Source organism: Curtobacterium uvaldense (genome assembly GCF_028307415.1).
Taxonomy (GTDB): Bacteria; Actinomycetota; Actinomycetes; order Actinomycetales; family Microbacteriaceae; genus Curtobacterium.
In genome coordinates this window covers 1-22,069 of record NZ_JAQMHU010000024.1, presented here as the reverse complement: position 1 = coordinate 22,069, position 22,069 = coordinate 1, and the positions used below count along the sequence as shown (strand labels likewise).

21 protein-coding genes are annotated in these 22,069 nt (G+C 66.7%); 6 read left to right on the top strand and 15 right to left on the bottom strand.

All coding sequences use genetic code 11. The annotated features are described in order from the left end of the window. Positions 1 to 8: 8 nt before the first annotated feature. The 7 genes from PIJ49_RS13105 to PIJ49_RS13075 form a co-directional block, all read right to left on the bottom strand. Complete coding sequence (locus PIJ49_RS13105; RefSeq protein ID WP_271826787.1) at positions 9 to 2,882, bottom strand: CIA30 family protein; 2,874 nt, start codon at positions 2,880 to 2,882, stop codon at positions 9 to 11. Between the two features lie 60 nt (positions 2,883 to 2,942). Continuing rightward, the gene (locus PIJ49_RS13100) at positions 2,943 to 3,911 is read right to left on the bottom strand and encodes an ROK family protein (RefSeq protein WP_271826786.1); all 969 of its coding nucleotides are present in this window, start codon (positions 3,909 to 3,911) and stop codon (positions 2,943 to 2,945) included. 2 nt (positions 3,912 to 3,913) lie between these two features. Then, the gene (locus PIJ49_RS13095) at positions 3,914 to 6,400 is read right to left on the bottom strand and encodes a glycoside hydrolase family 2 protein (protein ID WP_271826785.1); all 2,487 of its coding nucleotides are present in this window, start codon (positions 6,398 to 6,400) and stop codon (positions 3,914 to 3,916) included. Further along, complete coding sequence (locus PIJ49_RS13090; RefSeq protein WP_251160575.1) at positions 6,397 to 7,251, bottom strand: carbohydrate ABC transporter permease; 855 nt, start codon at positions 7,249 to 7,251, stop codon at positions 6,397 to 6,399. Before PIJ49_RS13090 ends, PIJ49_RS13095 begins: the two co-directional genes overlap by 4 nt. After that, positions 7,248 to 8,207: a carbohydrate ABC transporter permease gene (locus PIJ49_RS13085; protein ID WP_442874640.1), complete on the bottom strand. Its 960-nt coding sequence runs from the start codon at positions 8,205 to 8,207 to the stop codon at positions 7,248 to 7,250. Before PIJ49_RS13085 ends, PIJ49_RS13090 begins: the two co-directional genes overlap by 4 nt. Further along, on the bottom strand, positions 8,204 to 9,502 hold the full coding sequence (locus PIJ49_RS13080) for an ABC transporter substrate-binding protein (RefSeq protein WP_271826784.1): 1,299 nt from the start codon (positions 9,500 to 9,502) through the stop codon (positions 8,204 to 8,206). Before PIJ49_RS13080 ends, PIJ49_RS13085 begins: the two co-directional genes overlap by 4 nt. 184 nt (positions 9,503 to 9,686) lie before the next feature. Further along, positions 9,687 to 10,559, bottom strand: a complete 873-nt coding sequence (locus tag PIJ49_RS13075) for a LacI family DNA-binding transcriptional regulator (RefSeq protein WP_271826783.1) — start codon at positions 10,557 to 10,559, stop codon at positions 9,687 to 9,689. A gap of 99 nt (positions 10,560 to 10,658) precedes the next feature. Here PIJ49_RS13075 and PIJ49_RS13070 point away from each other — a divergent pair, with 99 nt between their 5' ends. Then, complete coding sequence (locus PIJ49_RS13070; RefSeq protein WP_271826782.1) at positions 10,659 to 11,882, top strand: ROK family transcriptional regulator; 1,224 nt, start codon at positions 10,659 to 10,661, stop codon at positions 11,880 to 11,882. Positions 11,883 to 12,509: 627 nt separating this feature from the next. On the opposite strand, the gene PIJ49_RS13065 is transcribed toward PIJ49_RS13070, so the two are convergent. Both PIJ49_RS13065 and PIJ49_RS13060 read right to left on the bottom strand, forming a co-directional pair. Further along, positions 12,510 to 12,977, bottom strand: coding sequence for a GNAT family N-acetyltransferase (locus PIJ49_RS13065; RefSeq protein WP_251160579.1), 468 nt, complete (start codon positions 12,975 to 12,977; stop codon positions 12,510 to 12,512). Positions 12,978 to 13,037: 60 nt separating this feature from the next. Beyond that, positions 13,038 to 13,382 carry a P-loop NTPase family protein gene (locus PIJ49_RS13060; RefSeq protein WP_251160580.1) on the bottom strand — a complete coding sequence of 115 codons (345 nt, stop codon included), beginning with the start codon at positions 13,380 to 13,382 and terminating at the stop codon, positions 13,038 to 13,040. Between the two features lie 233 nt (positions 13,383 to 13,615). On the opposite strand from PIJ49_RS13060, the gene PIJ49_RS13055 reads away from it, so the two are divergent. Beyond that, positions 13,616 to 14,092 carry a GNAT family N-acetyltransferase gene (locus PIJ49_RS13055; protein WP_251160581.1) on the top strand — a complete coding sequence of 159 codons (477 nt, stop codon included), beginning with the start codon at positions 13,616 to 13,618 and terminating at the stop codon, positions 14,090 to 14,092. A 78-nt stretch (positions 14,093 to 14,170) separates the two neighbouring features. Here the strand turns inward: PIJ49_RS13055 and PIJ49_RS13050 are convergent, their stop codons facing one another. Then, entirely contained in the window at positions 14,171 to 14,950 is a 780-nt protein-coding gene (locus tag PIJ49_RS13050; RefSeq protein ID WP_271826781.1) for an alpha/beta fold hydrolase, read from the bottom strand. 167 nt (positions 14,951 to 15,117) lie between these two features. On the opposite strand from PIJ49_RS13050, the gene PIJ49_RS13045 reads away from it, so the two are divergent. The 3 genes from PIJ49_RS13045 to PIJ49_RS13035 all read left to right on the top strand — a co-directional run bounded on the left by PIJ49_RS13045 (position 15,118) and on the right by PIJ49_RS13035 (position 16,918). Continuing rightward, positions 15,118 to 15,267 (top strand): hypothetical protein, encoded by a 150-nt coding sequence (locus PIJ49_RS13045; RefSeq protein WP_251160583.1) that lies wholly within the window; start codon positions 15,118 to 15,120, stop codon positions 15,265 to 15,267. Then, positions 15,264 to 15,425, top strand: a complete 162-nt coding sequence (locus PIJ49_RS13040) for a hypothetical protein (protein WP_251160584.1) — start codon at positions 15,264 to 15,266, stop codon at positions 15,423 to 15,425. The genes PIJ49_RS13045 and PIJ49_RS13040 overlap by 4 nt, the downstream gene beginning before the upstream one ends. 530 nt (positions 15,426 to 15,955) lie before the next feature. Further along, positions 15,956 to 16,918, top strand: a complete 963-nt coding sequence (locus PIJ49_RS13035; RefSeq protein ID WP_251160585.1) for a helix-turn-helix transcriptional regulator — start codon at positions 15,956 to 15,958, stop codon at positions 16,916 to 16,918. Between the two features lie 81 nt (positions 16,919 to 16,999). Here PIJ49_RS13035 and PIJ49_RS13030 read toward each other — a convergent pair whose 3' ends face one another. The 5 genes from PIJ49_RS13030 to PIJ49_RS13010 form a co-directional block, all read right to left on the bottom strand. Further along, positions 17,000 to 17,407, bottom strand: coding sequence for a hypothetical protein (locus PIJ49_RS13030; protein ID WP_251160586.1), 408 nt, complete (start codon positions 17,405 to 17,407; stop codon positions 17,000 to 17,002). A gap of 176 nt (positions 17,408 to 17,583) precedes the next feature. Beyond that, a complete protein-coding gene (locus PIJ49_RS13025) occupies positions 17,584 to 17,922 on the bottom strand; it encodes an ASCH domain-containing protein (RefSeq protein WP_251160587.1) in 339 nt (112 codons plus the stop codon). 97 nt (positions 17,923 to 18,019) lie between these two features. Beyond that, complete coding sequence (locus PIJ49_RS13020; protein WP_251160588.1) at positions 18,020 to 18,802, bottom strand: helix-turn-helix transcriptional regulator; 783 nt, start codon at positions 18,800 to 18,802, stop codon at positions 18,020 to 18,022. Positions 18,803 to 19,059: 257 nt separating this feature from the next. Beyond that, the gene (locus tag PIJ49_RS13015; protein WP_251160589.1) at positions 19,060 to 19,911 is read right to left on the bottom strand and encodes an alpha/beta fold hydrolase; all 852 of its coding nucleotides are present in this window, start codon (positions 19,909 to 19,911) and stop codon (positions 19,060 to 19,062) included. A gap of 594 nt (positions 19,912 to 20,505) precedes the next feature. Continuing rightward, a complete protein-coding gene (locus PIJ49_RS13010) occupies positions 20,506 to 21,465 on the bottom strand; it encodes an AraC family transcriptional regulator (RefSeq protein WP_271826780.1) in 960 nt (319 codons plus the stop codon). A gap of 85 nt (positions 21,466 to 21,550) precedes the next feature. Between PIJ49_RS13010 and PIJ49_RS13005 the strand changes: the two genes are divergently transcribed. Beyond that, positions 21,551 to 21,904 carry a hypothetical protein gene (locus PIJ49_RS13005; RefSeq protein WP_251160591.1) on the top strand — a complete coding sequence of 118 codons (354 nt, stop codon included), beginning with the start codon at positions 21,551 to 21,553 and terminating at the stop codon, positions 21,902 to 21,904. Positions 21,905 to 22,069: the final 165 nt, after the last annotated feature.

Genomic DNA, 22,069 nt, shown 5'->3' with positions numbered 1-22,069 from the left:
CGCAACGATCACCGCCGGTGGACTCGTCCAGCAGCCGTCCGCGTTCTACGACGTCGCGTGATCAAAAGGATCACTACGCCGAGCAGCACCGCCCCCAAGGCCGCAAGAACAAGAGCCCCGCTGAAGGACGCGCCCGTGAACGCCAGTCCTCCTGAAGGGTCGTCGGTTCCGGCGTTCTCAGTCGCACTCGGCGTCACCGCCGACGGGGACGGGGACGCCCCTCCGTTGGGGCTGCCCGGCGTGGTCGGAGTGCCGGCGGCAGGCGGAATGGTCGGTGTCGGCGATCCGGGTTCGCCTGGGTCTGTGCCTGCGGGAGCGACAGTGGTCGACACGTCGTCGACGGTGAGTTCCCCGGCACCAACACCGCCCAGGTAGAACGCGAGCTGCGTCACGTTCGACGGGTCGAGGGTTGCGTCTCCCGCCCATGCCGGCGGCTTGAACTGGTCGAAGGGCACGCTGACGCGCTGCCACCCGGTCCCCTGCACAGGAACCGTCGTCTCGAAATACGAACCGCCAGCAACGATCTGCAGAGTGACGTCGTCACCCGCAGGTGCTTGGAGTGACAGCTCGAGCCCGGAGTAACCCCACCAGTCCTGCGGCGTGGTCAGCGTTCGCACGACGCCGGCGTATCCAGGGCCGGCGAGGTCGTAGGAGAAGCGACCTGCCTGAGATTCGGTGTCGGGGTTCGGCGTGAGCGTCGCGGTGATGGCACCGCCGCCGGTGTTCCGCACGTAGGTGGCATTGAGCTCGGCGTCGTCGGCGTACTCCTCGAAGTCTTCAACGACGAGCGGCTGCGTAGGCAGGGCACGAGTGCTGAACGAGGCGCTGGCGGGTGTCGACGAGGTGCTGCCGACGCCATTGACTGCGGTGACGGACCAGCGGTAGGTCACGCCAGGCTGCAGGTCCACGTCGGGACGGATGGTTGTGGCGGTGAGTCCATCGGTGTGCGCGATGGTCGTCCCGTCCTCGTCGGTGATGCTGAACCGGTAGTAGGCGGCGTCAGCGGCGGGCGTCCAGGAGAAGGTGGGTATTGCGGTGACGTCATGTGTGCCGACAGTCGGAGACTGCAAGGAGAACGCCCCGGGCTCGGTTGTTGGGTCATTCACTGCTGAGCGGAGCGTTGCTCGCGTGAGGTGCGCAGTTCCCGTCACGACGACACGCACGTAATCGCCGGTGAGGCTGTCGGCGGTCACCGTGCCGTCGGCGCCGATGGTCGTGTCGGCGGCGGCCCAGGTGGAACCGTCCGTACTTGTCTCGACTCGGAGGGCTGCTGTGTCGTCCGTCTGGAATGCAGCAAGGGTGAGTCCGTTTTGCTTCCAGGTCACGGTGCCGGAGCCACCGCCTACAGCGGTGACGACGCCGCCCTCGGGGTCGGCTTGCACCGCGGTGTCGGTGTGGCTCGATATGAGACGCCAGTCCTGCAGCGGATCCACCAGGACGTCGCCGCCGGCGGGCGTGACCACGTCGCTGGTTGCCGGCGCAGCGCCTGATGCGTTGATCGCTCGGACGCGGTACGAGGCGCCGGCAGGAGATGTGAAGTCAGTCACGGTGCCGGCGGATGCTCCGAGGGTGCCGTCATGAACGGCGGTCCAAGCTTTCCCGGGGATCTGTCGCTCAACGACGTAGTCAGTGGCTCCTGCAGTGCCGCGCCAGGTGACGGTTGAGACGCCGTTGGTACGGGTGATGGCTGTGATCAGTGGCGCGTCGAGTGGCGTGGTCGGGATCGTGACGCCGATGCTGCGCGCGTACTGTTCGACCGCGTCTGCACGCGTCTGCTCCAGAGCGGTCCCGCCGGGGATGTGGAGGGTGAATCCGTCGTCGTGGGCGACGAGGCCGCTGCGGTCGTCGTGGCCGAACAGCGACCAAACGAACATGCCCGTGACGTTCGAGTCGGCTGCGGCGGCGTTCAGTGGGTCATCGGTTGCGGCCGTGGAGGCGTATTCGCCGGCGATGTAGACCTTCCCGGCAGCGGTGACGGTCTTGGCGTCTGCGGAGATCTTGGCTGCGGTCGGGGGGTAGTAGTGCACGTCGACTATGTCGAGGTTCGCTGCTGCGAGGGTGTCCGGGTCTATGTCGAATCGACGTCCTGCTGCGACGAGCTGCGAGGGGGCTTCGTGCTTGATGTGGGCGACTTGTTCGTTGATCCAGGGCAGTGTCATCCCCTCGAGCTCGTTGCCGAGTTCCCACGCCATGATGGTCGGGTCCTGCGAGTACGGCACGCCGGTAAGGGTGTTGGTGTGGCCGATGACGTGGTCGACGTAGTCCTGGTATGCGCCGATGGCGCGGGAGTCCGTGTAGAAGTCGTCGGGTTGCAGGCCGAGCGGTGCGGTGAAGTCGCGGTGTCCGCCGTGGTAGTACTCCCATTCGTCGGTGAGGGGCAGGATCAGTCGGATGCCGAGCGTGCCGGCGTATGCGACGGCGAAGTCCATGGTGGCGAATGCCTGGTCGTTGTATTCGCCGAGGGATGGCATCAGCGCGAGCGTGTTCGCGTTGTCCTGGCTGGTTGAGGTTCCCATGTGGGAGCGAACCACGGTGATGCCGGCGCGGTGTGCGGCGTCGAGGGTGTCTTTGATGCGGAAGTACGTCGGGTAGTCGACACCGCCGACGTTCTCGTCGAGGCCGAGCCAGTAGATGTTCGCGCCGCTCGCGCGGAACCGCTGTCCGTCGACCTGGAGATGTGTGGCGTCGCGCGTGACGAAGCCGGTGTTCTGGTTCGTCCACTCGCTTGGTACGGCGCTGGCCGGCATGTGAGTGGTGAGCGGGAGCATCGTTCCGAAAAGGACAGCTGTGAGGATCGCTGCACCGAGTCGGACTACACGGAGTTGCGGGTGGTGCGCCAGGCGGGACGTTGGGCGTGAGACGGGGTTCGTGGTGCGCTGCATCGGTGCTCAGACTCCTTCGGCTGGGCTACGGTTCGGGCGGCGGCAGTGGCCGTCCGGGGTTCAGCGGGTGCTGACGAGGTGATCGGTTCGCGGTCGGGTGGGGCTGGTCATGTCGGGGCGGTGGATGAGGGCTGCAGCGCCAAGGAGCGGTGCAGTTGATCCCAGGAGCGCGGGGCGGATCTGCACCGCGGTGGCGTAGGTGAAGACCGTCGCGCGCCGGGCTGCGGCACGGACGAGGTCGACGTAGTCGGGTACCACGGAGGCGAAGCCGCCGCCGATCGCGACGACGTCGAGGTCAAGCAGCGTCGTCGTGCTCGCAATCGCCTGGCCGACAGCGTCCGCGGAGCGGCGCACCGCCCGCCAGGCGACCGTGTCGCCGGCCGCGCAGGACGCAGCGAGGTCCTCCCCCGAGGTCCCCGACCATCCCTGCTGCTGCGCCCAGGCGACGGCGCTGGTTCCCGAAGCGACTGCCTCGAGGGTGGTGGAGTCGGCATCGGCTGGATCGCCGCCGAAGCCGGCGACGTGGATTTGGCCGATGTGGCCGGCGTTGCCGCTGCGGCCGGACACGAGTGTCCCGCCGAGGATCAGCCCGCCGCCGACGCCGGTGGAGACAACCATCGACATCGAGTTCTCGACGCCGACTGCGGCGCCGCACCAGTGCTCGGCGAGGGCGATGCACGTGCCGTCCAGTCGCAGCTGGACTGGCAGGCCCCCCAGTTCACGTGCGACCGCCCCGCGGAGGTCGAAGTCCGCCAACGCGGGCAGGTTCTTCGGGCTGATTTGTCCGGTGTCGAGTGTGATCGGCCCTGCCGACCCGATGCCCGCACCGGCGAGCGTCGAGTCGGCAGGGACCGCTGCGAGTGTCTGCCGGACCGTCTGGGACACCGTCGCGGCGAGGTCCTCACGCCGTGCAGCGCGACCAGTCGGGGCGCGATGACGGCTTCCGGCGATGATGGCGCCGCTCGCGTCGACGAGCGCAGTCTCGATCTTGGTGCCGCCGAGATCGACAGCGAGTGCGAGCGACGTCACGGCTACGACCAGTCGGTGACGAGCTGGTTCGACGTGCGGAGGACACTGCTCGAGGTGAGCTCCTCCGGTGCGAGCGTCTTCGTCGTCGTCACGTGGAACGTGACCGTCTCGCCCGGCAGAAGCGTCACCATCATGTCGTCGACCGTTGCGTCCACATCGACCTTGTCGACCAAAAGCGCGAGATCGCGGACGAGCGACGTTGCGGTCACTGCGACGTCGTACCCGCCGTCGGTCGCGGATACCTCCGTCCGGAAGTCCGCAGCAGGCAACGCCGAATCGCGCTGCTCCACCGGGAACCAGAAGCCTCGCTCGTCGCCGAGCATCGCGACGAGCACCTCGCTCGCCGGGTCAGTGAACGCTGCGAGGTCCGCCGGCACAGCGACCGTCTGGGTGCTGCGGGGAGCGAGCGACACTGTGATGGTCGTGGCTGCGAGCTCGGTGCCGTCGTAGCCGAGACGGCGGAGGACGACGTCGCCGTCCCATGCTGCCGACGAGTCGTTCACGACCGCTGTCACGAGGTCGCCGCCGCGCGGTTGGATGGTGATGAGGCGGTCGGCGTAGACGTGCTTGAGGGCGTAGAGCAGCGGCTTCGCGCGGCCGTACCCGTCGACTGCGGCCCAGGATGTGACGGGCCAGCAGTCGTTGAGCTGCCAGACGATCGAGCCCATGTTCTTCGGGGACCAGGACCGCCAGTGCTCGATCGCGAACGCCACCGCGTTGGCCTGGTTTAGCGACATCGCCCAGTGCCAGTCCTCGGTGTGGTCCGGCAGCGGCAGGTGCGCCACGAGCCCGTCTGTGAGCTTGTCGTTGCCGTCCTGCGCCTTCTGGTGCCAAATCATGCCGGGCGATTCCGGGGTGAGCGGCGAGTCCGAAATCGACTGGTTGATCGTGGACCAGGTCGCTGGGCCCTGCCAGCCGAACTCCGCGACAAAGCGCGGGACGGTGTCGCGGTAGTGCGGGTAGTCGACCCGGTTCCACAACTCCCAGAGGTGCACCGAGCCGTGGTCGATCTCGTTCGCCGGCCGGTCGACGTCGCCGGACCAGGGGCTCGCCGGCGTGTAGGAGCGTTGCGGGTCGAGTTCGGCGACCAAGCGCGGCAGCAGGTCAAGGTAGTACCCCAGGCCCCAGGTGCGGCCCTGGACGCGCTTCTCCCAGCCCCATTCCTCGAAGCCCCAGATGTTCTCGTTGTTGCCGTTCCAGAGCACGAGGCTCGGGTGGGACATGATCCGGGTGACGTTGTCGCGCACCTCGGCCTCGACCTCGCCGCGCAGCGGCTCTTCCTCGGCGTAGGAGGCGCAGGCGAACAGGAAGTCCTGCCAGGTGAGGATGCCGCGCTCGTCGCAGAGGTCGTAGAAGTCGTCCGACTCGTAGTACCCGCCGCCCCAGACGCGCAACAGGTTCATGTTCGCGAACTCCGCCTGGTCCAGGCGTGCTGCGACCCGGTCTCGCGTGACACGGGTCACGAACGCGTCGTCAGGGATCCAGTTCGCGCCCCGCACCCATACGGGCTCGTCGTTGACGACGACGCGGAAGCTCGTGCCGTCGCTGTCGGGCAGGAGCTCCACGACGGCGGTCCGGAAGCCGATCCGCTTCTGCCAGGTGGCGAGGACGCCGCTCTCGTCGGCGATGGTCACGGACAGGCCGTAGAGGACGGCGTCGCCGTAGCCCCGCGGCCACCAGAGCTCGACCTCGTCGACATCAAGGATGAGTGTGCCGGTGGCGCCGTCGATAACGGCGTCGACGGTGTGTTCTGCGCCGTCAGGGGCGGTGAGGGTGGCCGTCGCGGTCACGGGAGCCGCGTTCTCGGCGTGCTGCAGCGCGAGCGCCACCTCGACGTGGCCGGCGGTTCCGTCCGTGGTGACGGTGGGCCGGACGGACTCGATGCGGGCGCCTGACCAGGCGTGCAACGTCACGGGCTTGAAGATGCCGGAGGATGCAGCATCGAGACCCCAGTCCCAACCGAAGTTGCAGGCGGCCTTCCGGATCGCGTTGAACGGGTGGAAGTAGGTGTGGGGCCGGTAGCCGATGTCGAGACTCGCCTGGTCGGCGTACGCGACCGGGGAGGCGAAGTGCACGACGAGTTCGTTGGTGCCGGCGACAAGGACGTCGTCCGCTGCCAGTCGGTAGGTGCGGTGCTGGTTGAAGGTGCGGGCAAGCTCGCGGCCGTTCAGGGTGATCGTGGCGACGGTGTCGAGGCCCTCGAAGACAAGGTCGTGGTGGTCGTGCCCGTCGGGCTCCCACGTGAAGGTGGTGCGGTACTCCCAATCCGTCTCACCGATCCAGGTGACCTTCTGCTCGTTGCGGTCCAGGTACGGGTCGGGGATGAGCCCGGCGGCAAGCAGGTCGGTGTGCACGAGGCCGGGCACGGTTGCGGGGATGGATCGCAGCGCAACGTCGACCGGGGTGTCACCGCTAGTGGCCCGGAGCGTCCATCCGTCGTGGAGGGTGCGCCGGGTCTCGGTGGTGGTGGTGGGGGCGGTGGTGCTCACTTGGTTGCTCCTGCCGTGAGGCCGTTGTAGATGTGTCGCTGGAGGAAGAGGAAGACGATCAGCGTGGGGATGATGACCAGCAGCGTGCCGGCGGCGATGACTTCCCATTGGGCGCCGAACGGCCCCATGAACCGGAAGAGCGACGTCGAGATGACGCCGAGGTCCTGCGACGGCATGTAGAGGAAGGGGATGTAGAACTCGTTGTAGACGGCGATGCCCTTGATGATGATCACGGTCGCGATCGCCGGCCGCAGCAGCGGCAGGATGATCCGCCAGTACACGGTGAACCGGTTGGCACCGTCGAGCATGGCTGCCTCGTCGAGGGAGACCGGGATCGACTGCATGAACTGCAGGAAGATGTAGATCGCGACGATGTCAGTGCCCATGAACAGCACAATCGCGGCGCCTCGGGTGTTGAACAGCTCGAGTGCGTTGATGACCTGGAACGTCGCGACCTGTGTCGTGACGGACGGCACGAGAGTCGCCAGGAGGAACCCGCCGAAGACGAGCTTCCTGCCGCGAAACCGGAACCGGTCGATGGCATACGCCGCCATCGTCCCGATCAGGATCGTGCCGGTGACCGACACCAGCAGGATGATGCCGGTGTTGATGAAGCCCTGCACCATCCCGCCCTGGGTGAACGCGGTGACGAAGTTGCTGAAGTTCAGCCAGTTCGACGGCGGCGTCAGCGGTGTCGTCGATCGGTACTCGCGGTCCGTTTTGAACGCGAGCATCACGATCGTGATGAGCGGGATGAGCGCACACAGGCTCGCGATGATGAGGCTGGCGTACTTCCCGGTAGTCCCTGCTCGGGCGAGAAGACGGCCACGGGTCACGGACGGTGCGCTCACGATGCGACTTCCTTCTTCTCGTCGGGGAACAGCCACCGCTGTATCCCGGTGATCACCAGCACGATGACGAGCAGGACGACGGCCATCGCCGACGCGAGTCCGACCTTGGAGAACTTGAACGCGGTGTTCATGGTCTGAATGACGAACGTCTCGGACCCGTTGGCGCCGCCGGTCATCACGTACGGCATCTCGAAGGCGGACAGTGCACCGGCGATCGCGAGGATGAACGACAGGCCGAGAATGCGTCGGATGCTCGGCACGATGATGTAGCGGAACTTGTCGAACGACGTTGCGCCGTCGAGGTCTGCTGCTTCGTACTGCTCGGCCGGAACCGACTGGATCGCGCCGAGGAACAGCACGAAGTTCAACCCCATGTACCGCCACACGCTGGACGCGGCGAGGGACAGGTTGACCACGCTCGGGTCGCCGAGCCACTGCGGGGTGTCCTGTACGCCGACGACGGCCAGGAGCGCGTCGAGGGTGCCGCCTGGACGAAAGAAGTACAGGAACACCAGGCCGATCGCGACACCGTTGATCAGGTAGGGGAAGAAGATGATGCCCTTGAACAGGTTTGAGAACCGAGTCTTGAAGCTCAGCAGCGTCGCCAGGTAGAGCGCGAGGACGAGCTGCGCGATCGCACCAACCAGGTAGTAGAGGCTGACGAAGAAGACCTGGAAGATCGCCGGCTGAGTGAAGATCTGAACGAAGTTCTTGACACCGACGAAGTCCTTCTCCGGGGAAAGGCCGTCCCAGTCGGTGACGCTGTACCAGAGCATGTTCACCACGGGGACGTAGGTGAGCACAATCAAGAACGCCAGCGGGATCGCGAGGAACAGCCACGGTGTGACGCGCGATCCCCCGAAGGCACGCTTCTTGCCTGGGATGAGGGGTGCGGTGGCGCCGGGGAGGCCGGCGGCCTGCCCCGGCGCTGCCGCACCCGGTTCGAGACGGGTCACTGATCCACCTGGGTCTTCGCCGCAGCCCACTGCTTGTTCAGCGTGGCGAAGTACGACTCCTCGGTCCCGGAGGCGGCGCCGCGGGCGACGTCGATGAGCTTCTGCCGGTACGTGTTGCCAAAGATGTCGACCTCGCTGGTGTTGGCGATATCGGTCAGCAGCGACTCCTTACCCTTCGGGTCCGCGTTCAGCTCGACGTACTGAACGCCGATCTGCTCAAAGTCCTTGAGGGTCGAGGGTGCCGGGTCTGCCTTCACCGGGCTGATCGCGCCCTGGCTCTTCGCGTAGCCGGAGTCGTTGATGAACCAGTTCACCCATGCCTTGGCGGTGGCCTTGTTCTTCGAGTTCTTGTTCACCGCGAGGAGCTTGTCCGTTGTGGTGACCGAGGTGAACTTGCCGTCGGTCTGCCACGGCATCGGCCAGAAGCCGATCTCATCGGCCGACTTCCCGGCCTTCTTCGCGGCGTCCTGCATCTGCGACACGGCCCAGGACCCGAGCGCCATCGTGCCGATCTTTCCCTGCGCAAGGAGATCCTTCGACTCCTCCCAGTTCGTCGTCGTCGGGTCCGACTCGCTCAACCCTTCCGACACGGTCTTGAAGAGCATGTCGTCGATGTTGTACTGATCAGAACCCGGTTTCCACGGGCTCTTATCCGCGGCGAGCTTCATGCGGGCGTCAGCGCCCTGGGTGGTGCCGAGGGCGTTCTCGAGGCCGGCGAGCGGCCACCCGTCCTTGTAGTTGGTGTAGTACGGCACCGCGTCGGTCTTGTCTTTGATCGCCTTCAGGTCGGCGAGGTATTCATCTTGCGTGGTCGGCGGGGTCGTGATCCCGGCGTCCTTCCACACGGTCTTGTTGATGACGAGGCCCATGGCGGAGCCGAAGGTCGAGATGCCGTAGACCTCGCCGTCGTAGGACCCGTCTCCGGCAAACCGGTAGGTCTTCTCCAGGTCGCTGGTCTTGCCGAGCGGCTCGAAGTAGGACGAGTACTTGTCCTTCGTCACCGTCGAGCTCGGGATCAGCAACGCGTCGCCGTAGTCCTTCGAGCTCAACCGGATCTTCGCGTCGCCCTCGTAGTCGGTGAGGGCTTCGAACTTCACGTTCGTGCCCGGGTACTTCTTCTCGAACTGCGCCGCGTAGTCCTTGAACGTGGTGTCGACCAGATCGGTGCGGTTGGTAAGGACGGTGATGGTCCCTGATGGCTTCCCGTCGTCGTTGGACGAGCCAGCCGAACAGCCTGAAAGCGCCAGCGCGGCGACGACGATGCCTCCGGTCGCGGCGAGCACGGACTTCTTCATGGCGAACTCCTTCGTTCATTGGCGCCGGCACGAGCTGGTCGCTGGCTCGAGCGCTTCGGGTTGCACCAGCGTGCAGGGCAGAGCCGTCGAAGTCAAGACTTAGATTAGTAATCGATGAAAGTTTTCGAGCGAGGAGAACGAGGGCAGGCAGCGGTGCTGCCTCCGGTCAGAAGCGCTCAGCGACTCATCGCCCGTGCCGCCCGACGCTCTCGCGCTGCACGAAGCGGATCGCCGGCGCCTCGACGACTGGCGGCTGCTGCCCGCGAAGTAGGGACGCCAGCGTCTCGCCCACCAGCCGCCCGATGCGCTGGACGTCGTGGCTCAACGATGCGAGAGGCGGAGCCGAGAGTTGACACAGCGCCGAGTCATCCCATGCGACGATCGATACGTCTTCCGGGACCCGCAGACCAGATCGTCTAGCCGCATCAAGACCCCCAAGCGCCATCAGGTCGTTGTCGAACACGACAGCCGAAGGCGGCGTATCTCCCCCTGTCAAGCTTTCGAAGGCGCGGGCTCCCGACTCGGACGAGTAGTCCCCTGATGCGAGATGCGCCGTCAGATGCAGCTCCGCGCATGCGCCGGTGAACGCTGCCGCACGGGTGATCGTGTGAGCAAGCTCCGGCGGCCCGCCCACCAGCCCGAGTGCGCTGTGCCCGAGACCGGCGAGGGCGCGCACGGCGGTCCGCATCGCCGCATCGTCGTTGGTCCACACCGTCGGCAGTCCGCCTGACACGAGCGGGGACGACACGGCGACCGCGGGCATCCCGACGTCGGCAACCAGTTGCACGCGAGGATCGTCCTCAATCAGGTCGACGAGCACCACACCGGCGACGGCTCGCTTGTCCTGCCATCCGCGCAGCCATTCAAGCTCGTCAGCACGGGAACCGAGGACTCGCAGGAGCACCGAGTGTCCTAGCGGTCGAACAACCTGGTCGACGCCTGCCGTGAACTCGTGGAACCAGGGCTCCGCGCCGTAGATTTCACTCGCACGCACGAGCGTGAGCCCGATCGGCTGACCGAGGTCGCCCTTGGACGGATGGCCTTCGTCGCTTCGCATCTGGTGGTCCTCCAGTCAGCACGGGTCCGCGGCACAGCTAGTGTGACATCGCCGGACCCGTCGGCACCGCAGGTAGTCGAGCTGCAGAGAGGACGTCCGATGGCACGATCCGAGACAGTCGCATCGGGACCCGGCAGCCGCGCGCTCATCGTCGACATCATCCGGTCAGCTGGCCCCGTCAGCCGAGTCGAACTCGTCCAAGCAACAGGTCTCACGCAACCGACCATCTCGAACATCGTCCGCCAGCTCCTCGCCTCCGGGGTGATCCGCGAAAGCGGACGGACACCTTCCACGGGCGGGAAACCTCGCACACTCCTCGAGATCAACCCCACAGCGCTCTACGCGGTCGGCGTGCAACTCGGTTTCGAGGCGATGACCTTCGTCGCCGCAGGCGTCGGTGGCGGCACGGTCGCGCGACAACTCGTCGACGGTGCGGCACTGGACGATCCACAGCAAGTCGTGGAGCGTCTCGCCATGCAATTCCGAGTCTTCGTGGACACGGCCGGGATCCCGATCGACAGCATCGCAGGCGTGGCCGTGGTCGTGCCGGGACCGCTGTCGCCACCACTCGGCACGATGTTCCGATCCCCGACTCTCCGCCAATGGGAGGGCTTCCCGCTCGCCGCAACGCTCGGCGAGCTCCTGCCGGTGCCCGTCGTCCTCGACAACGACGCCGCCGCCGCCGCCATCGGAGAGTTCTGGACGCGTCGCGTTCCGCGAACCGACACGTTCGCCACTGTCTACATGGGCACTGGGATCGGTGCGGGTGTCGTTATCGATGGCGCCCTGTACCGCGGAGCGAGCTCGAACGCGGCTGAACTCGGTCACCTGTCCATTGATGCTGAAGGCGTCGCCTGCAGTTGCGGCAACACGGGCTGTGTCGAGCGCTACGCGGCTCCTGCTGCCGTCCTCGCCGAGGCTGCTGCCACCAGGTGCGATTTTCTCGGACTGGATCTGGAATTCACCGCAGAGAGTACGGGCCAAGACTTCGACAGGCTTGCGCGTGCTGCAGTCGGCGGCCACGAGGCCGCCGACGCACTCCTCGGGCGCTCCGCCGATCGCCTCGCCGCCGCGGTCGTATCCTTCAGCAATGCGTTCGACCTAGACAGCGTCGTACTAGCGGGGCCCAGCTTCGCGATCGCCGGTTCGCTCTACGCCAAAGCCGTTCGAACACGCATGGAGCGCGCCTCGTTCGCTCGCCGAGCGCACGGCGTCCGCATCGAGATTGCCTCGAATCCGCGCGACTCCGCAGCGATTGGAGCAGCCGCGCTCGTACTTCAGAGTTCGGTGGCTCCCGGTCACGGACCGGTGCTCTCTGCCTAGGCAACCGCACAGCGGGAGCACCTTCCACCTCACAACGGGACCGACGACAGGGTTCGTACGGACCGCTTCCTCACCGCCAACACACTCCTCCGCGCCGACTACCGCAACGCCGACGACGCAGCATCGCTGCAAGAAGTACGGGACCGGCTGCAGTTCCTCGCCGACACCGGCTACGACCTCCGCCACGACCTGCCCGACTGACAGCGAGCAAGCCATCAGGTCGAAGTCGCGCCAACCTGCCGCCGATGCTTCACCGAACTGCGCCAAACCCAAGCAGCGAGCTTGGTCTCGCCTCGACCCGCTTCCACCCAAACTGCGTCTCGGGTAAGGCGGTACGCCCGGGCGTCACTCCGACGGATCAGACGGTCGGGCAGCTGAAACCACGCATGCACCGGCAACGGCTCCGACAGCTCACGCACCTCCGTTCCACGAGCATCCTCCTCAAGCGAGAACGGCGAGCCGGGTACCCAACGGTCCGAACGACGACGACCCATGACCGCGACAGTAGAAGGCCGCACCGACGTTCGCACATGGGGCCCTCAGCGAGAACATCACCGGACCAGCCATCTGAGACAAAAGTAGTTGCGGTGAGAGCAGGCCGCTCGGACGTGCCTGTTGAAGGACCGGCTATCGGACATGGGTCGCCAGGTTCAGAGTCATCGCGAGAGACCCGACAGCATCCTGCCGATTGGCCTCGACGAAGCCCGCGCGTTCGTACGTCCGTACGGCCGGACGGTTGCCGGTCACGACGTTGAGGCCGATCGAGGTCGCTCCGAGTGCACGTGCTCGGGCGACGGCAAGCCGCACCAGGTCATGGGCCAAGCCGCGGCCTCGCACGGTGGGATCGAGGAGAACCCGTCCGAGGTGAGCATGGTCGTCGTGCAAGGTGAGTTCGAACTGGCCGATCGGTTCCGGACCCGCGTCAACGGCCACCCAAGCCGTTCGCTCAGGACTCTGTTCGTCCATCGTGAGCTGGTCGAGAGTCAGTGGCCATTGCAGGCGGGGGCCGGCGAAGAGGTACAGCGCCTCGGCGTCCGGCACCCACGACACGATCAGATTGCAGTCATCACTGGATCGCGGTCGAATCGAGAGCACGTCGCACATCATCTGCGCGATTGGTCACAACGGCTAGAGCCCGGTCCGCTGACCGATCGACTACCGGACAGCCGACTCCGCCTTCACCCAAGCGTCACGGATACGCTGGATCTGGTCGTCAACGGTCATTCCCGTGACGTCGAGGACGAGGTCTACCGGCGGCGGAGTGGCACTGATTCGGTGCAACAGCTCGAACTCCTCATCCGTGATGGAGACCGGACGGGTTGTTGCTCGCTTGCGGGCCTCGTCGAGGGTGACAGCCGAGTGCACGATGAAGCACGCGACGACGAGCTGACGAACGTCGTCACCATCGATGTAGGCTGCGCGCTCCTGATCGGCTGCGAGAGCCCGAGCGCAGGTCGTCTCACCGACTGCCGGGCCGCCCGAGAGAAGCAGTGGTCGCATCGTCGAGTCCTCCCGCTGGCGGATCCCCTCAGACCAACCACACGTTCCGGTAGGCGACCGGTGCGAGTGAAGACGCATCTCTTCCCCCGCTGAGATCCCCTGGTTACCGTGGTCACATGGACTGCTTCGCGAGCTGGCGCACGCGCATCTGAAGGGACGGCTCAGGCCGTCGCTCTCCTCCACCCCAACCCCGGGCGTGGAGCCTTCGGACTGCTCACGAAAGAAGCACTACCATGCACATCCGCGACTGCACGCCGCTTGACCTGCCCGCGCTCACCGCACTCACGATCGAGACCTTCCGGCCGCTCCTCGCCGGCTCCCTCGCGCAGCTACGGGCCGAGGTCACCGCGCACGACCATGGGCACTGGGAGGACGACTACCGCCAGGAAGTCCCTTCCCTGCTGGCTCCCGACGAGGGTCGCTTCATCACACTGGCGGAAGAACACGGCGAACCGCTCGGCTACGTCGGCTGGAACACCACCGGTGCGACCTCCGGACGACTCGAGATGGTTGCCGTTCACCCTGATGCTCGACGGCGCGGAGTCGCGCGAGCGCTCTGCTCGGTGGCGCTGACCAGGCTCGGAGAGCTTGGGGTCACCGTGGTGCACATCGGAACGGGCGGCGACGAGTTCCACGCCCCGGCACGAGCCCTCTACGAGTCCCTCGGCTTCATCCCGTACCTGACCGTCGATTACGCCCGGACTCTCTGACCGGAGCCGGGAGGGCTACCGAGCGCAGCCCTCCCGGCCCGATGAACTGCGCCCGACGGCGTCTCGACGGCCGATCGGCTAGCGGTCGATCTGCGCGAGCCAGTCGCGGATCAGGGCGGCGGTGATCCCGGGGAGCTCGAGGTGCACGTTGTGTCCAGCACCGTCGAGGACGACGAAGCTCCCGCGCGGGTAGTGGTCCCGGAGTGCGAGTCCGTCCTCGTACCCGACGACGTCGTCCTGCCGACCGAACACATGCAGAGCCGGAGCGGTGAACGGTTCCGGGTGCCGCTCCTCTGGCACCGCGTCCAGCGCGTAGTCGGCTGAGATGCGGTCCATCACAGCAGGGTCGGCGCCACGGAGACCCGGAAGCACGTACCGCTCGAACGCCGCGAATGCGGCCTCGTCCTGGATGACGCTGACCTCCTCGAACGCCTCTCGCGCGTCGCCGGCGGAGTCGAGGACGGACGGTTCGATGTGCAGCACGGTGCGCTCGGGGACGGCCCTGTCTGCGTGTGCCGCATGCACCACACCCGCCAGGGTCGCGACGCCGAGGACGTGGTCTCGGCGTTCGTGAGCAACATGTCGGGCGATCATGCCGCCGAAGGAGTTCCCGATGACGGCGAACGGCTCGTCCCCGAGGTGGTCGTCGATCTCAGCGAGTACCCCGGCGGCCACGTCGACCGCGCTCTCCGCGGTCGCGGTCACCGCAGCGGCCTCGGCCCACGGCAGGTCGAGGAACACCATCCGCCAAGGCAGGTCCTGCACCGCATCCGCCAGCGGCAGCATGATCCGGTGGTCCACCCCGAAGCCGTGGAGAGCGACGAGCGGACGACCAGAACCAAGAACTTGCGCGATCACCCAGCAAGCCTACGAGCAGCCCGTACCGGTAGCCGATCGGCTATCCGACACGCAGCGAGTCCGAACCACCGATGTCCGCTTGTCGCGCGCTTACGTATTTAGTTAGGCAAACCGAAAATGGGGCTGCAGCAGCTCGCCCGGAGCAGCGTCCAGAGATCGGCCCGACCATGCAGACCACAGGAGCGCTCACCTCGCCCTTCAGCGAGGTTCGGGAGCGTGCCTCGCAACGCGTCCTCGTTGCGACCGCTCTCATCACCGGCATCGCTGGCGTCACGTCATTCGCCGTTGCGCTCCTCGTCATCGCGGTGCCCGCATGACCGCCCGTCAGAGCCTTTCGGAGCTGCGCAGCCAGCCCGCCGAATGGCACCGCCAAGGGATGTGGCACCCGACCGAGATAGAGATGATGGTGCACCACCGCCTGCTCGAAAACGTGCCGGCGGAGCCGTCGTACGGCGACTTCTTCCGCACCACCTGACCTTCCACAGACCCGGGCCCGGATGCGGAGCATCCCGACCCGTTCCGCCGACACAGGCTGTCGACGCACAACGCGGCCCCCACCGGGCAACCGGTGGGGGCAGTCCGCTTCCCCGGCGTGGGCACTCGGAGCGAGCGGGCTCGTCCCGCATCGATGCCTCTTCCGTCGTGCGACGCCGGTGCGGGGTCGCCGGACCGGAGCGTCACCGGTGGTGTCAGCCGCGTTCAGCGGCCGCGGGATGCGGATGACGGTTGGTTTCGGTCAGATCCCGACGTACTTTGGACAAGCCGGACCAGATTGGGGTCTCGCCGTCACGACGGTCTCCGCGGCCTGCGGAGCGCTGGCGCAGCGAGACGGTCCGGTAGCGACGAGGCGTCCACAGCTTCATGGAAGGCCGGTCTGCTCATGACCGCCACAGGTCTCTTCTTCCCCACCGCACTCCTGCACGAGGGAACCCCCCGCAGCCCGCGACCCTTCACGTTCGGCGGCTGCCGCACATACCACTGCGCAACCGTCGAGGCGGTGCAGTCATGACGCTCACCCAACCCGGGACGGCGGTCCGCCCCATCGTCGCGGTCGCCGGTTCCGACACGAGCGGCGCGATCCAAGACCTCGCGGGCATGTACGCCGGCCGCGCCTGGTACTCGTCCCCGGTCGACACCACCTACTGGTACAAGTACGTCGCAGTGGGCGACGACCAGGTGAGCATCCGCCGGTCGCAGATGCACGGCCACCTCCGCGGCGACGTCGCGGTCGAGGGTCAGGTCGTGGTCCAGTGGATCGACTCCGGGAGCGCCCGCGTCGACGTCGGCCGTGACGAGGTCCGCATGCAGCCCGGGGTTCCCGTCCTGTTCCCCATCGAGCAGCGGTTCGAAATGGAGTACGAGGACTGGGATCAGCGACTCGTGCACCTGGACCGGTCGCTCGTGCTGGACGTCGCCGCCGAGCAGTACCTCGTCGACGGCACCCTCGCGTTCGACCGGACGACACCCCCGACGGCTGCTGCCGTCCTGGGGTGGCGGGGGTCGGTGGCGGCTGCTGTGAACGCGCTCCGGGCCGATGGCGTCGAGTCGCTGGCCTGGCACGAAGCGCAGCGGGACGTGGTCCGCTCGCTCTTCGGGATGTACCGCTTCCGCGGTGAGCACGCGCCCGCCGGGTACGGGGAGCGCCGGAGCTCCCGGCTGCGCGCCGCGGTCGACTTCATCCACGCACACGCCGCGGAGCCGGTGACCGTCGCCGACATCGCTCGAGCCGCTGGCCTCAGTGTTCGTGGACTCCAGGAGACCTTCCAACGAAGCCTCGACCGCACGCCGATGGCGTACCTCCGAGAAGTCCGGCTACGCCGGGTGCAGGAAGACCTCCTGCACGCCGAGTACGCCACCAACGCGGTCGCCGCCATCGCGAGCCGATGGGGGTTCACCCACATGGGCCGCTTCTCCGGCGAGTACCTGCAGCGGTTCGGCGAGTACCCCCGCAATACGCTCCGGCGCTGACACTCGCACGACCTGGCCGTCTGCCGGTGACGCATCGGTCATCGGAACCGGGCGCGGAATGTGACGAAGACGCAGATGGGGTCAGCCTTCCACCCACACGTCCGCACGCCCGCCGGACCGGCACTGCAGATCTGCTCCGAAGCGGACGTCGGTCCATTGCAGGTCAATGGGTTCTTCGTGCAGGCGGGTCCCGACTGCATCGAAGAGCGCGATCCGTCCAGGGCCATCGGGCGTGCTGTCGAGTTTCACCTCCCAAGCTCCGCCGTTCCGCGTCCTCGTCGAGTCACCGACCTTCGGAGTGCATGCAGAGCCCGCACACAGTGCGACCGCGTCCACCTCGCCCAATGACTCCGGGACATGGATCGAGACGGGATTTGGCTGGTCGTAGTCAGGGCAGACCGAATCCGGAGTGATCGAGCAGCCTGCGAGGGCTGACGCCACGATGCCGAGAGCGAGCGTGATCACGAACTTCCCGCCTCTGGTGAGCATGCGTCGACCCTAGCGAGTTAGGGGCTCAGCGAGACAACGCGCTCTGGGGGCCCTGCGAAGCACTCTGTCCCGGGGAGCTCGAGAGTGCCGCGGACTTGGAGCTGTATCCGAGAGTTTCGGCGGCGCCAGTTCCAGGTGACGGCGGGCAGCGCAAGCTCGTCTCGGTAGCCGATCGGCTATCGGGACGTCTCGATCGCGAGCTGGGCGACCTCGACGACAGCGTCGGAAGGCATGTCCGGGTAGTAGTTCTCGCGCAGCTGCTGCGCGAAGAGCTGCATGTCAGTCTCCGGCGGCTGGTGGGCTTGTTCGGCGGTGAGGCTGTCAAGCCGGTATTGGTGCACGGCGATCACGGTGCCGGGGACCGGTCCTGCCGTCGGGTGTTCATCGAAGACGAACACGGCTGCTCCCACCGGGACGTCCTCGTTCCACCGCACGGTGGTGACCTTCTCGCCCGACATCACTGCTTCGTGGTGCTTGCGATGGAAGTGGATCGTGTTGGGTGCTGCACTGACCATGTGCCCACTCTGCCGTAGCGGCAGAGGGCGGCGACCGACGTCCCGGTTCCCGCGGCGGTCGGACTACCAAGGCCAGGACCGTCCGTTGAACGACCGGCTATCGGACGACCTCCTGGTCCACCCCGATGGACAGCTTTTCGGCAACGTACGGCAGCCATGCGGAGCGAAGGACCGCGAAGACTCCACCGGCAACAACGACGAGAAGAAACGTCGTCGCGGCAGCGATCCACAGCCCGGAGAGCGTCGAAGGGCCGAGCAGGGCAACGACGATGAGTGGCAGTGGTGACAGGATCCAGGCTGTCACCGCGAACGTGACTGACACCGCTCGACGCTGCCCTTGTGCACCCACAACGCGCTTCACCCAGTGCGCTGCATCGTCCCCGGCAGCCAGCCGCTTCTCACGGATGAACCGGAACGGCGTCAACGCTGCGGATGCCCGGAGCAACTGAACGGCTCCGACCGCGGTGACGAGCAGGAGCAGTCCGAGGCCAAGGGCGATGGCGATCTCCACGCTCGTCGGGATGACTCCCTGGTCCGCTCCGGCGATGAGCAGCACGACTGGGACGGGGGACGCGACGAACAAGGCCACCCCGAGAGCTGTTGCGTGCCATGCCTCCCGCGCTGCCTCTGAGAATCTGCGGGCCTCATCCTGATCCAGCGCGGAAGCGGCGTTGCCGAAGTCGGTGTCCGGTATCTGAACGAACAGATCCCGCACCGGCACTCCGAGCGCCCGGCCCAGACGAGAGAGCGTGTCGAGACTGACGTCGTTGCCCGCTTCGAGCCGCTGGAGCGTGCGGACGGTGACGCCGCTGGCTTCCGCGAGTCGCTCCTGGGTCCATCCTCGTTGCGTACGGAGCTCGAGGATTCGTGTCTGGCTCATGTTTGCCACAGTAGGAGAAGCGCCGCCCGCTGCCCACGACAGCAACCCGACACCGAGGCGACAGCCACCCGACAAGCGGTCAACCCGCACTCCTGCGGCGAGAAGGGTCAGTGGTCAGATGATCGCCACATCGAGGACGCGGAAAAGCGTCCTCGTCAGGCCCCCAGACCCACAGGCCATCGACGGTCTGCATCAGCGCACGCTATCGCGCTATCGTCCGTCAGCCGATTGGCTATCGAGACGCTGCTACGTCTGGTTCAGGGCGTGAAGAAGGCGTGGAGCGCGGCACTGATCTGCGCGGGCCCGCCACTGTTCCATGGGCCGTCGTGGCCGAGCCCGTCGAACTCAACGTGTCGCGCGTCGGGGATGATCCCGTCAAGGTCGCGGATTGCGGTGCGGAGGAACGCCGGGCTCGCGGTTCCGCTGAGCAGCAGCACCGGACGGTCGATGCTCGCGTACTCCTGGATGCGACCGTCGCGTTCGGCAACGGCGCGGAAGTCGTAACGCACGCCCGGGAGGAGGTCGCGGAGCGATGACGCCGGCCCCCGCCGCCGGGACTGGACCGCGAGGACGACACGGCCCAGGGCTCGGGCGACGAGCCGCGGGGCTCGCGCCATGAGCGCAGGTGCGGTCCCTGCAACGACGAGCGCGTCGATGAGTACAGCCCCCGACTGTCCGCGCTCGATCTCGGCGTTGAGCCGGCCGATGCCGTCGCGGTCGATGCCGTCCCGGTAGAACGGGGACTCGTAGACGGCGAGCTGTTCCACGTTGGGCAGGGTGCGCGTGGCTTCCAGGGCGATCACCGCGCCGGAGCTGAGTCCGAACAGCTTCGTTGCGCCGGTTGCAGCCATGATCGCGTCGAGGTCCTCGACGTCGCGGGCGATGGTGTGGTCGGCGGTGTACGGGCGCGGGCTGATACCGCGGCCGCGTCGTTCCGCGGTGATGACCGTGAATGAGGCGGACAGGGCGAGGGCGAGTTCTCGGTACGCGTGGACGTCAGCCATGGCACCCTGCACGAGGACGATGCCCGGTCCGGCGCCCTGGCGGAGGTAGCCGATCGAGGTGCCGTCCCGAGACGCGACGTGCTCGGTGACGATGCCGTGATCCATGGCGTCAGCATGGCACTGACCACGAACCAGGCAGCACCAGTTCTACCGCTGCGTCCGCCCGAGTAAAACAGTGACCGTTCATACATCACTGACACCTCATCGGAAGGACGCGCCCCGTGCCGCATTCGCCGACTCTCCACCGCGTCGACCCCGCTGACGTGCATCTGCCGCCGACACGGCCGATCGACATGTCGCACCTGGTCGGTGGTGTCCTCGGATCGGACAAGCGCGCCCCGTCGCGGCCGGGATCGCTGCGATGAACGGGGGCCAACAGCGGTCGTGGGCGGAGGCGCGTCAGGATCGGGTCGAGTGGCGTCGACGAGGACTGACGCCGCCTGATGAACTTGAAGCCATCGTGCTCGCGCGCGTGCACGACATTCCGGCAGAGCCGAGGTATCAGGACTTCCTTAGCTCTAGGTTGAGAGCGGACGGTCTACATTCGGGTTGCAGCCCGTCCGTTCGCTGCTGAGTCGGAACGCAGCAGGCAGGTTCTACTGTCCGGACCGTGGCAGCGGGACGCAACGGCGCGCCCCGCTGTCACAGCCACCGCGGGCGCACGCGCTGATGCAGCACGGGGTCGGTCTGCGCCCGGGATCAACGACGCCTAGTCGTGGGAGCGCGCAGCGTTTCGGACGGAAGTTCACCGAACGCGTCCGCGTAGTACTTCGAGAACCGACCGAGATGTTGGAAGCCCCAGGCCTGCGCGATGGCAGCGACGGTGGAGTCGGACCGGGTGCTGCGGACGAGGTCTGCTCGACTGCGGTGCAACCGCACCTGTCGCAGAAACTCCATCGGCGTCGCGTTGGTGTGGCGTTGGAACGCGGCTTGCAGGCTGCGGGCAGCGATACCGGTTGCGCGGCTGACGTCGATCGAGGTGATCGGCTCTCGCGCGTGGGCGATCATCCACTCCTGCGCGAACCGGAGCGAGCGTGGGCCAGCGGCAACCGTCACCTCGGACGCCGGCACGATACGGAACGCCTCGATGGTGGCGTCGGCGACCAGCATGTTCAATCGTCGGCGCTCGTCGGCGCTCACCCCAATCTGTAGTAGCTCCGGTGCAGCCGAGGCGATGACTGCCCGGAGTTGCGCGACCGCCTCATTGGTCGTCGTGCTGCGGAACTGTAGCGCCGCGGGGATGGAGCCGTGTGTTGCCGCGGCGACTGACTCGAGAAACGTGGTGTCGAAGCGGATGAAGTGCTGTGTCGATGGCAGTGCCGCAACGGAGAAGTCCCGTGCTGGGTACAGCACGGGCATGTGCGGCGCCATCTCGATAGCGTCCCGGGAGTCCGGGTCGAGGGTGATCCCTGGAGACGTTGCCCATGCCAGGACGTAGTGCTGGCCCTGCCCGATTGTTCCCCACCGTGTCGCGGCTACTGCTGAGGTGCCAACGAGCAGGTCGTTATCCCCGACAAGCCGGTACCGCCAGGAGAACCCGTCCCGGGTGGCACGGCCGACGTGCAGATCCTGGCTGGAGTGGACCTGCTCGTAGAAGGCGATCGCTTCATCAACATTGGTGCCATGATGATCGCGCCGTACTGGGATGGGCTCGTCCATAGACATACGAGTCTGATGGTCACATGCGCCACCGACATCAAGCGCAGTGGGAGCGGACTCAGCCTGCCAAGCATTGGCTGGTCAGATGAAGAGCGTTGTGTACGGCGAGACCAAGATCACGACCGGCGACGCGATCGCCGAAGCGGTGCTGGCTTACGCGGCAGCACTCGGCGAGAACGGAACAACGGACATCGTCGAAGTCCCCACCTTCGACGAGGCAGGCTACGCAACGACGACGGAGCTGCTGCTTGGGCCGGCATCGCAAGTGTTGATCGAGGTCGCTCCTGACGACGAGCTCGAGCCGGAAGACGACGACCTCGTCAACGAGCTCACCCGGCGCACCGGCGCCGTCGGTCGTGGCCGCTTCCTCGATGCAGCATCCGCGCACTCGCAGGAACCCGCGGCCAAGCGGCTCCGGACGGATCCGCCTACCACTTAAGCCGCAGTCCCATGAAACGGCGGAAGGCGCCGTCCCCGTGGTCGGGGGCGGCGCCTTCCGTGTCGTGTGCCGGTGTTACTTGATCTGTGCGGTGATCGTGGCGGTGCCGACGAGCATGCCGCGCTTGACGGCGTCGGTGCTGAAGGTCTTGTTCAGCAGGCCAGC

What these genes read in the sequence shown, in the direction of transcription:
- PIJ49_RS13105 (WP_271826787.1), bottom strand. Translation starts at nt 2,882, where the DNA reads ATGCAGCGCACCACGAACCCCGTCTCACGCCCAACGTCCCGCCTGGCG.
- PIJ49_RS13080 (WP_271826784.1), bottom strand. Translation starts at nt 9,502, where the DNA reads ATGAAGAAGTCCGTGCTCGCCGCGACCGGAGGCATCGTCGTCGCCGCG.
- PIJ49_RS13075 (WP_271826783.1), bottom strand. Translation starts at nt 10,559, where the DNA reads ATGCGAAGCGACGAAGGCCATCCGTCCAAGGGCGACCTCGGTCAGCCG.
- PIJ49_RS13070 (WP_271826782.1), top strand. Translation starts at nt 10,659, where the DNA reads ATGGCACGATCCGAGACAGTCGCATCGGGACCCGGCAGCCGCGCGCTC.
- PIJ49_RS13060 (WP_251160580.1), bottom strand. Translation starts at nt 13,382, where the DNA reads ATGCGACCACTGCTTCTCTCGGGCGGCCCGGCAGTCGGTGAGACGACC.
- PIJ49_RS13055 (WP_251160581.1), top strand. Translation starts at nt 13,616, where the DNA reads ATGCACATCCGCGACTGCACGCCGCTTGACCTGCCCGCGCTCACCGCA.
- PIJ49_RS13045 (WP_251160583.1), top strand. Translation starts at nt 15,118, where the DNA reads ATGCAGACCACAGGAGCGCTCACCTCGCCCTTCAGCGAGGTTCGGGAG.
- PIJ49_RS13040 (WP_251160584.1), top strand. Translation starts at nt 15,264, where the DNA reads ATGACCGCCCGTCAGAGCCTTTCGGAGCTGCGCAGCCAGCCCGCCGAA.
- PIJ49_RS13035 (WP_251160585.1), top strand. Translation starts at nt 15,956, where the DNA reads ATGACGCTCACCCAACCCGGGACGGCGGTCCGCCCCATCGTCGCGGTC.
- PIJ49_RS13030 (WP_251160586.1), bottom strand. Translation starts at nt 17,407, where the DNA reads ATGCTCACCAGAGGCGGGAAGTTCGTGATCACGCTCGCTCTCGGCATC.
- PIJ49_RS13025 (WP_251160587.1), bottom strand. Translation starts at nt 17,922, where the DNA reads ATGGTCAGTGCAGCACCCAACACGATCCACTTCCATCGCAAGCACCAC.
- PIJ49_RS13020 (WP_251160588.1), bottom strand. Translation starts at nt 18,802, where the DNA reads ATGAGCCAGACACGAATCCTCGAGCTCCGTACGCAACGAGGATGGACC.
- PIJ49_RS13015 (WP_251160589.1), bottom strand. Translation starts at nt 19,911, where the DNA reads ATGGATCACGGCATCGTCACCGAGCACGTCGCGTCTCGGGACGGCACC.
- PIJ49_RS13010 (WP_271826780.1), bottom strand. Translation starts at nt 21,465, where the DNA reads ATGGACGAGCCCATCCCAGTACGGCGCGATCATCATGGCACCAATGTT.
- PIJ49_RS13005 (WP_251160591.1), top strand. Translation starts at nt 21,551, where the DNA reads ATGAAGAGCGTTGTGTACGGCGAGACCAAGATCACGACCGGCGACGCG.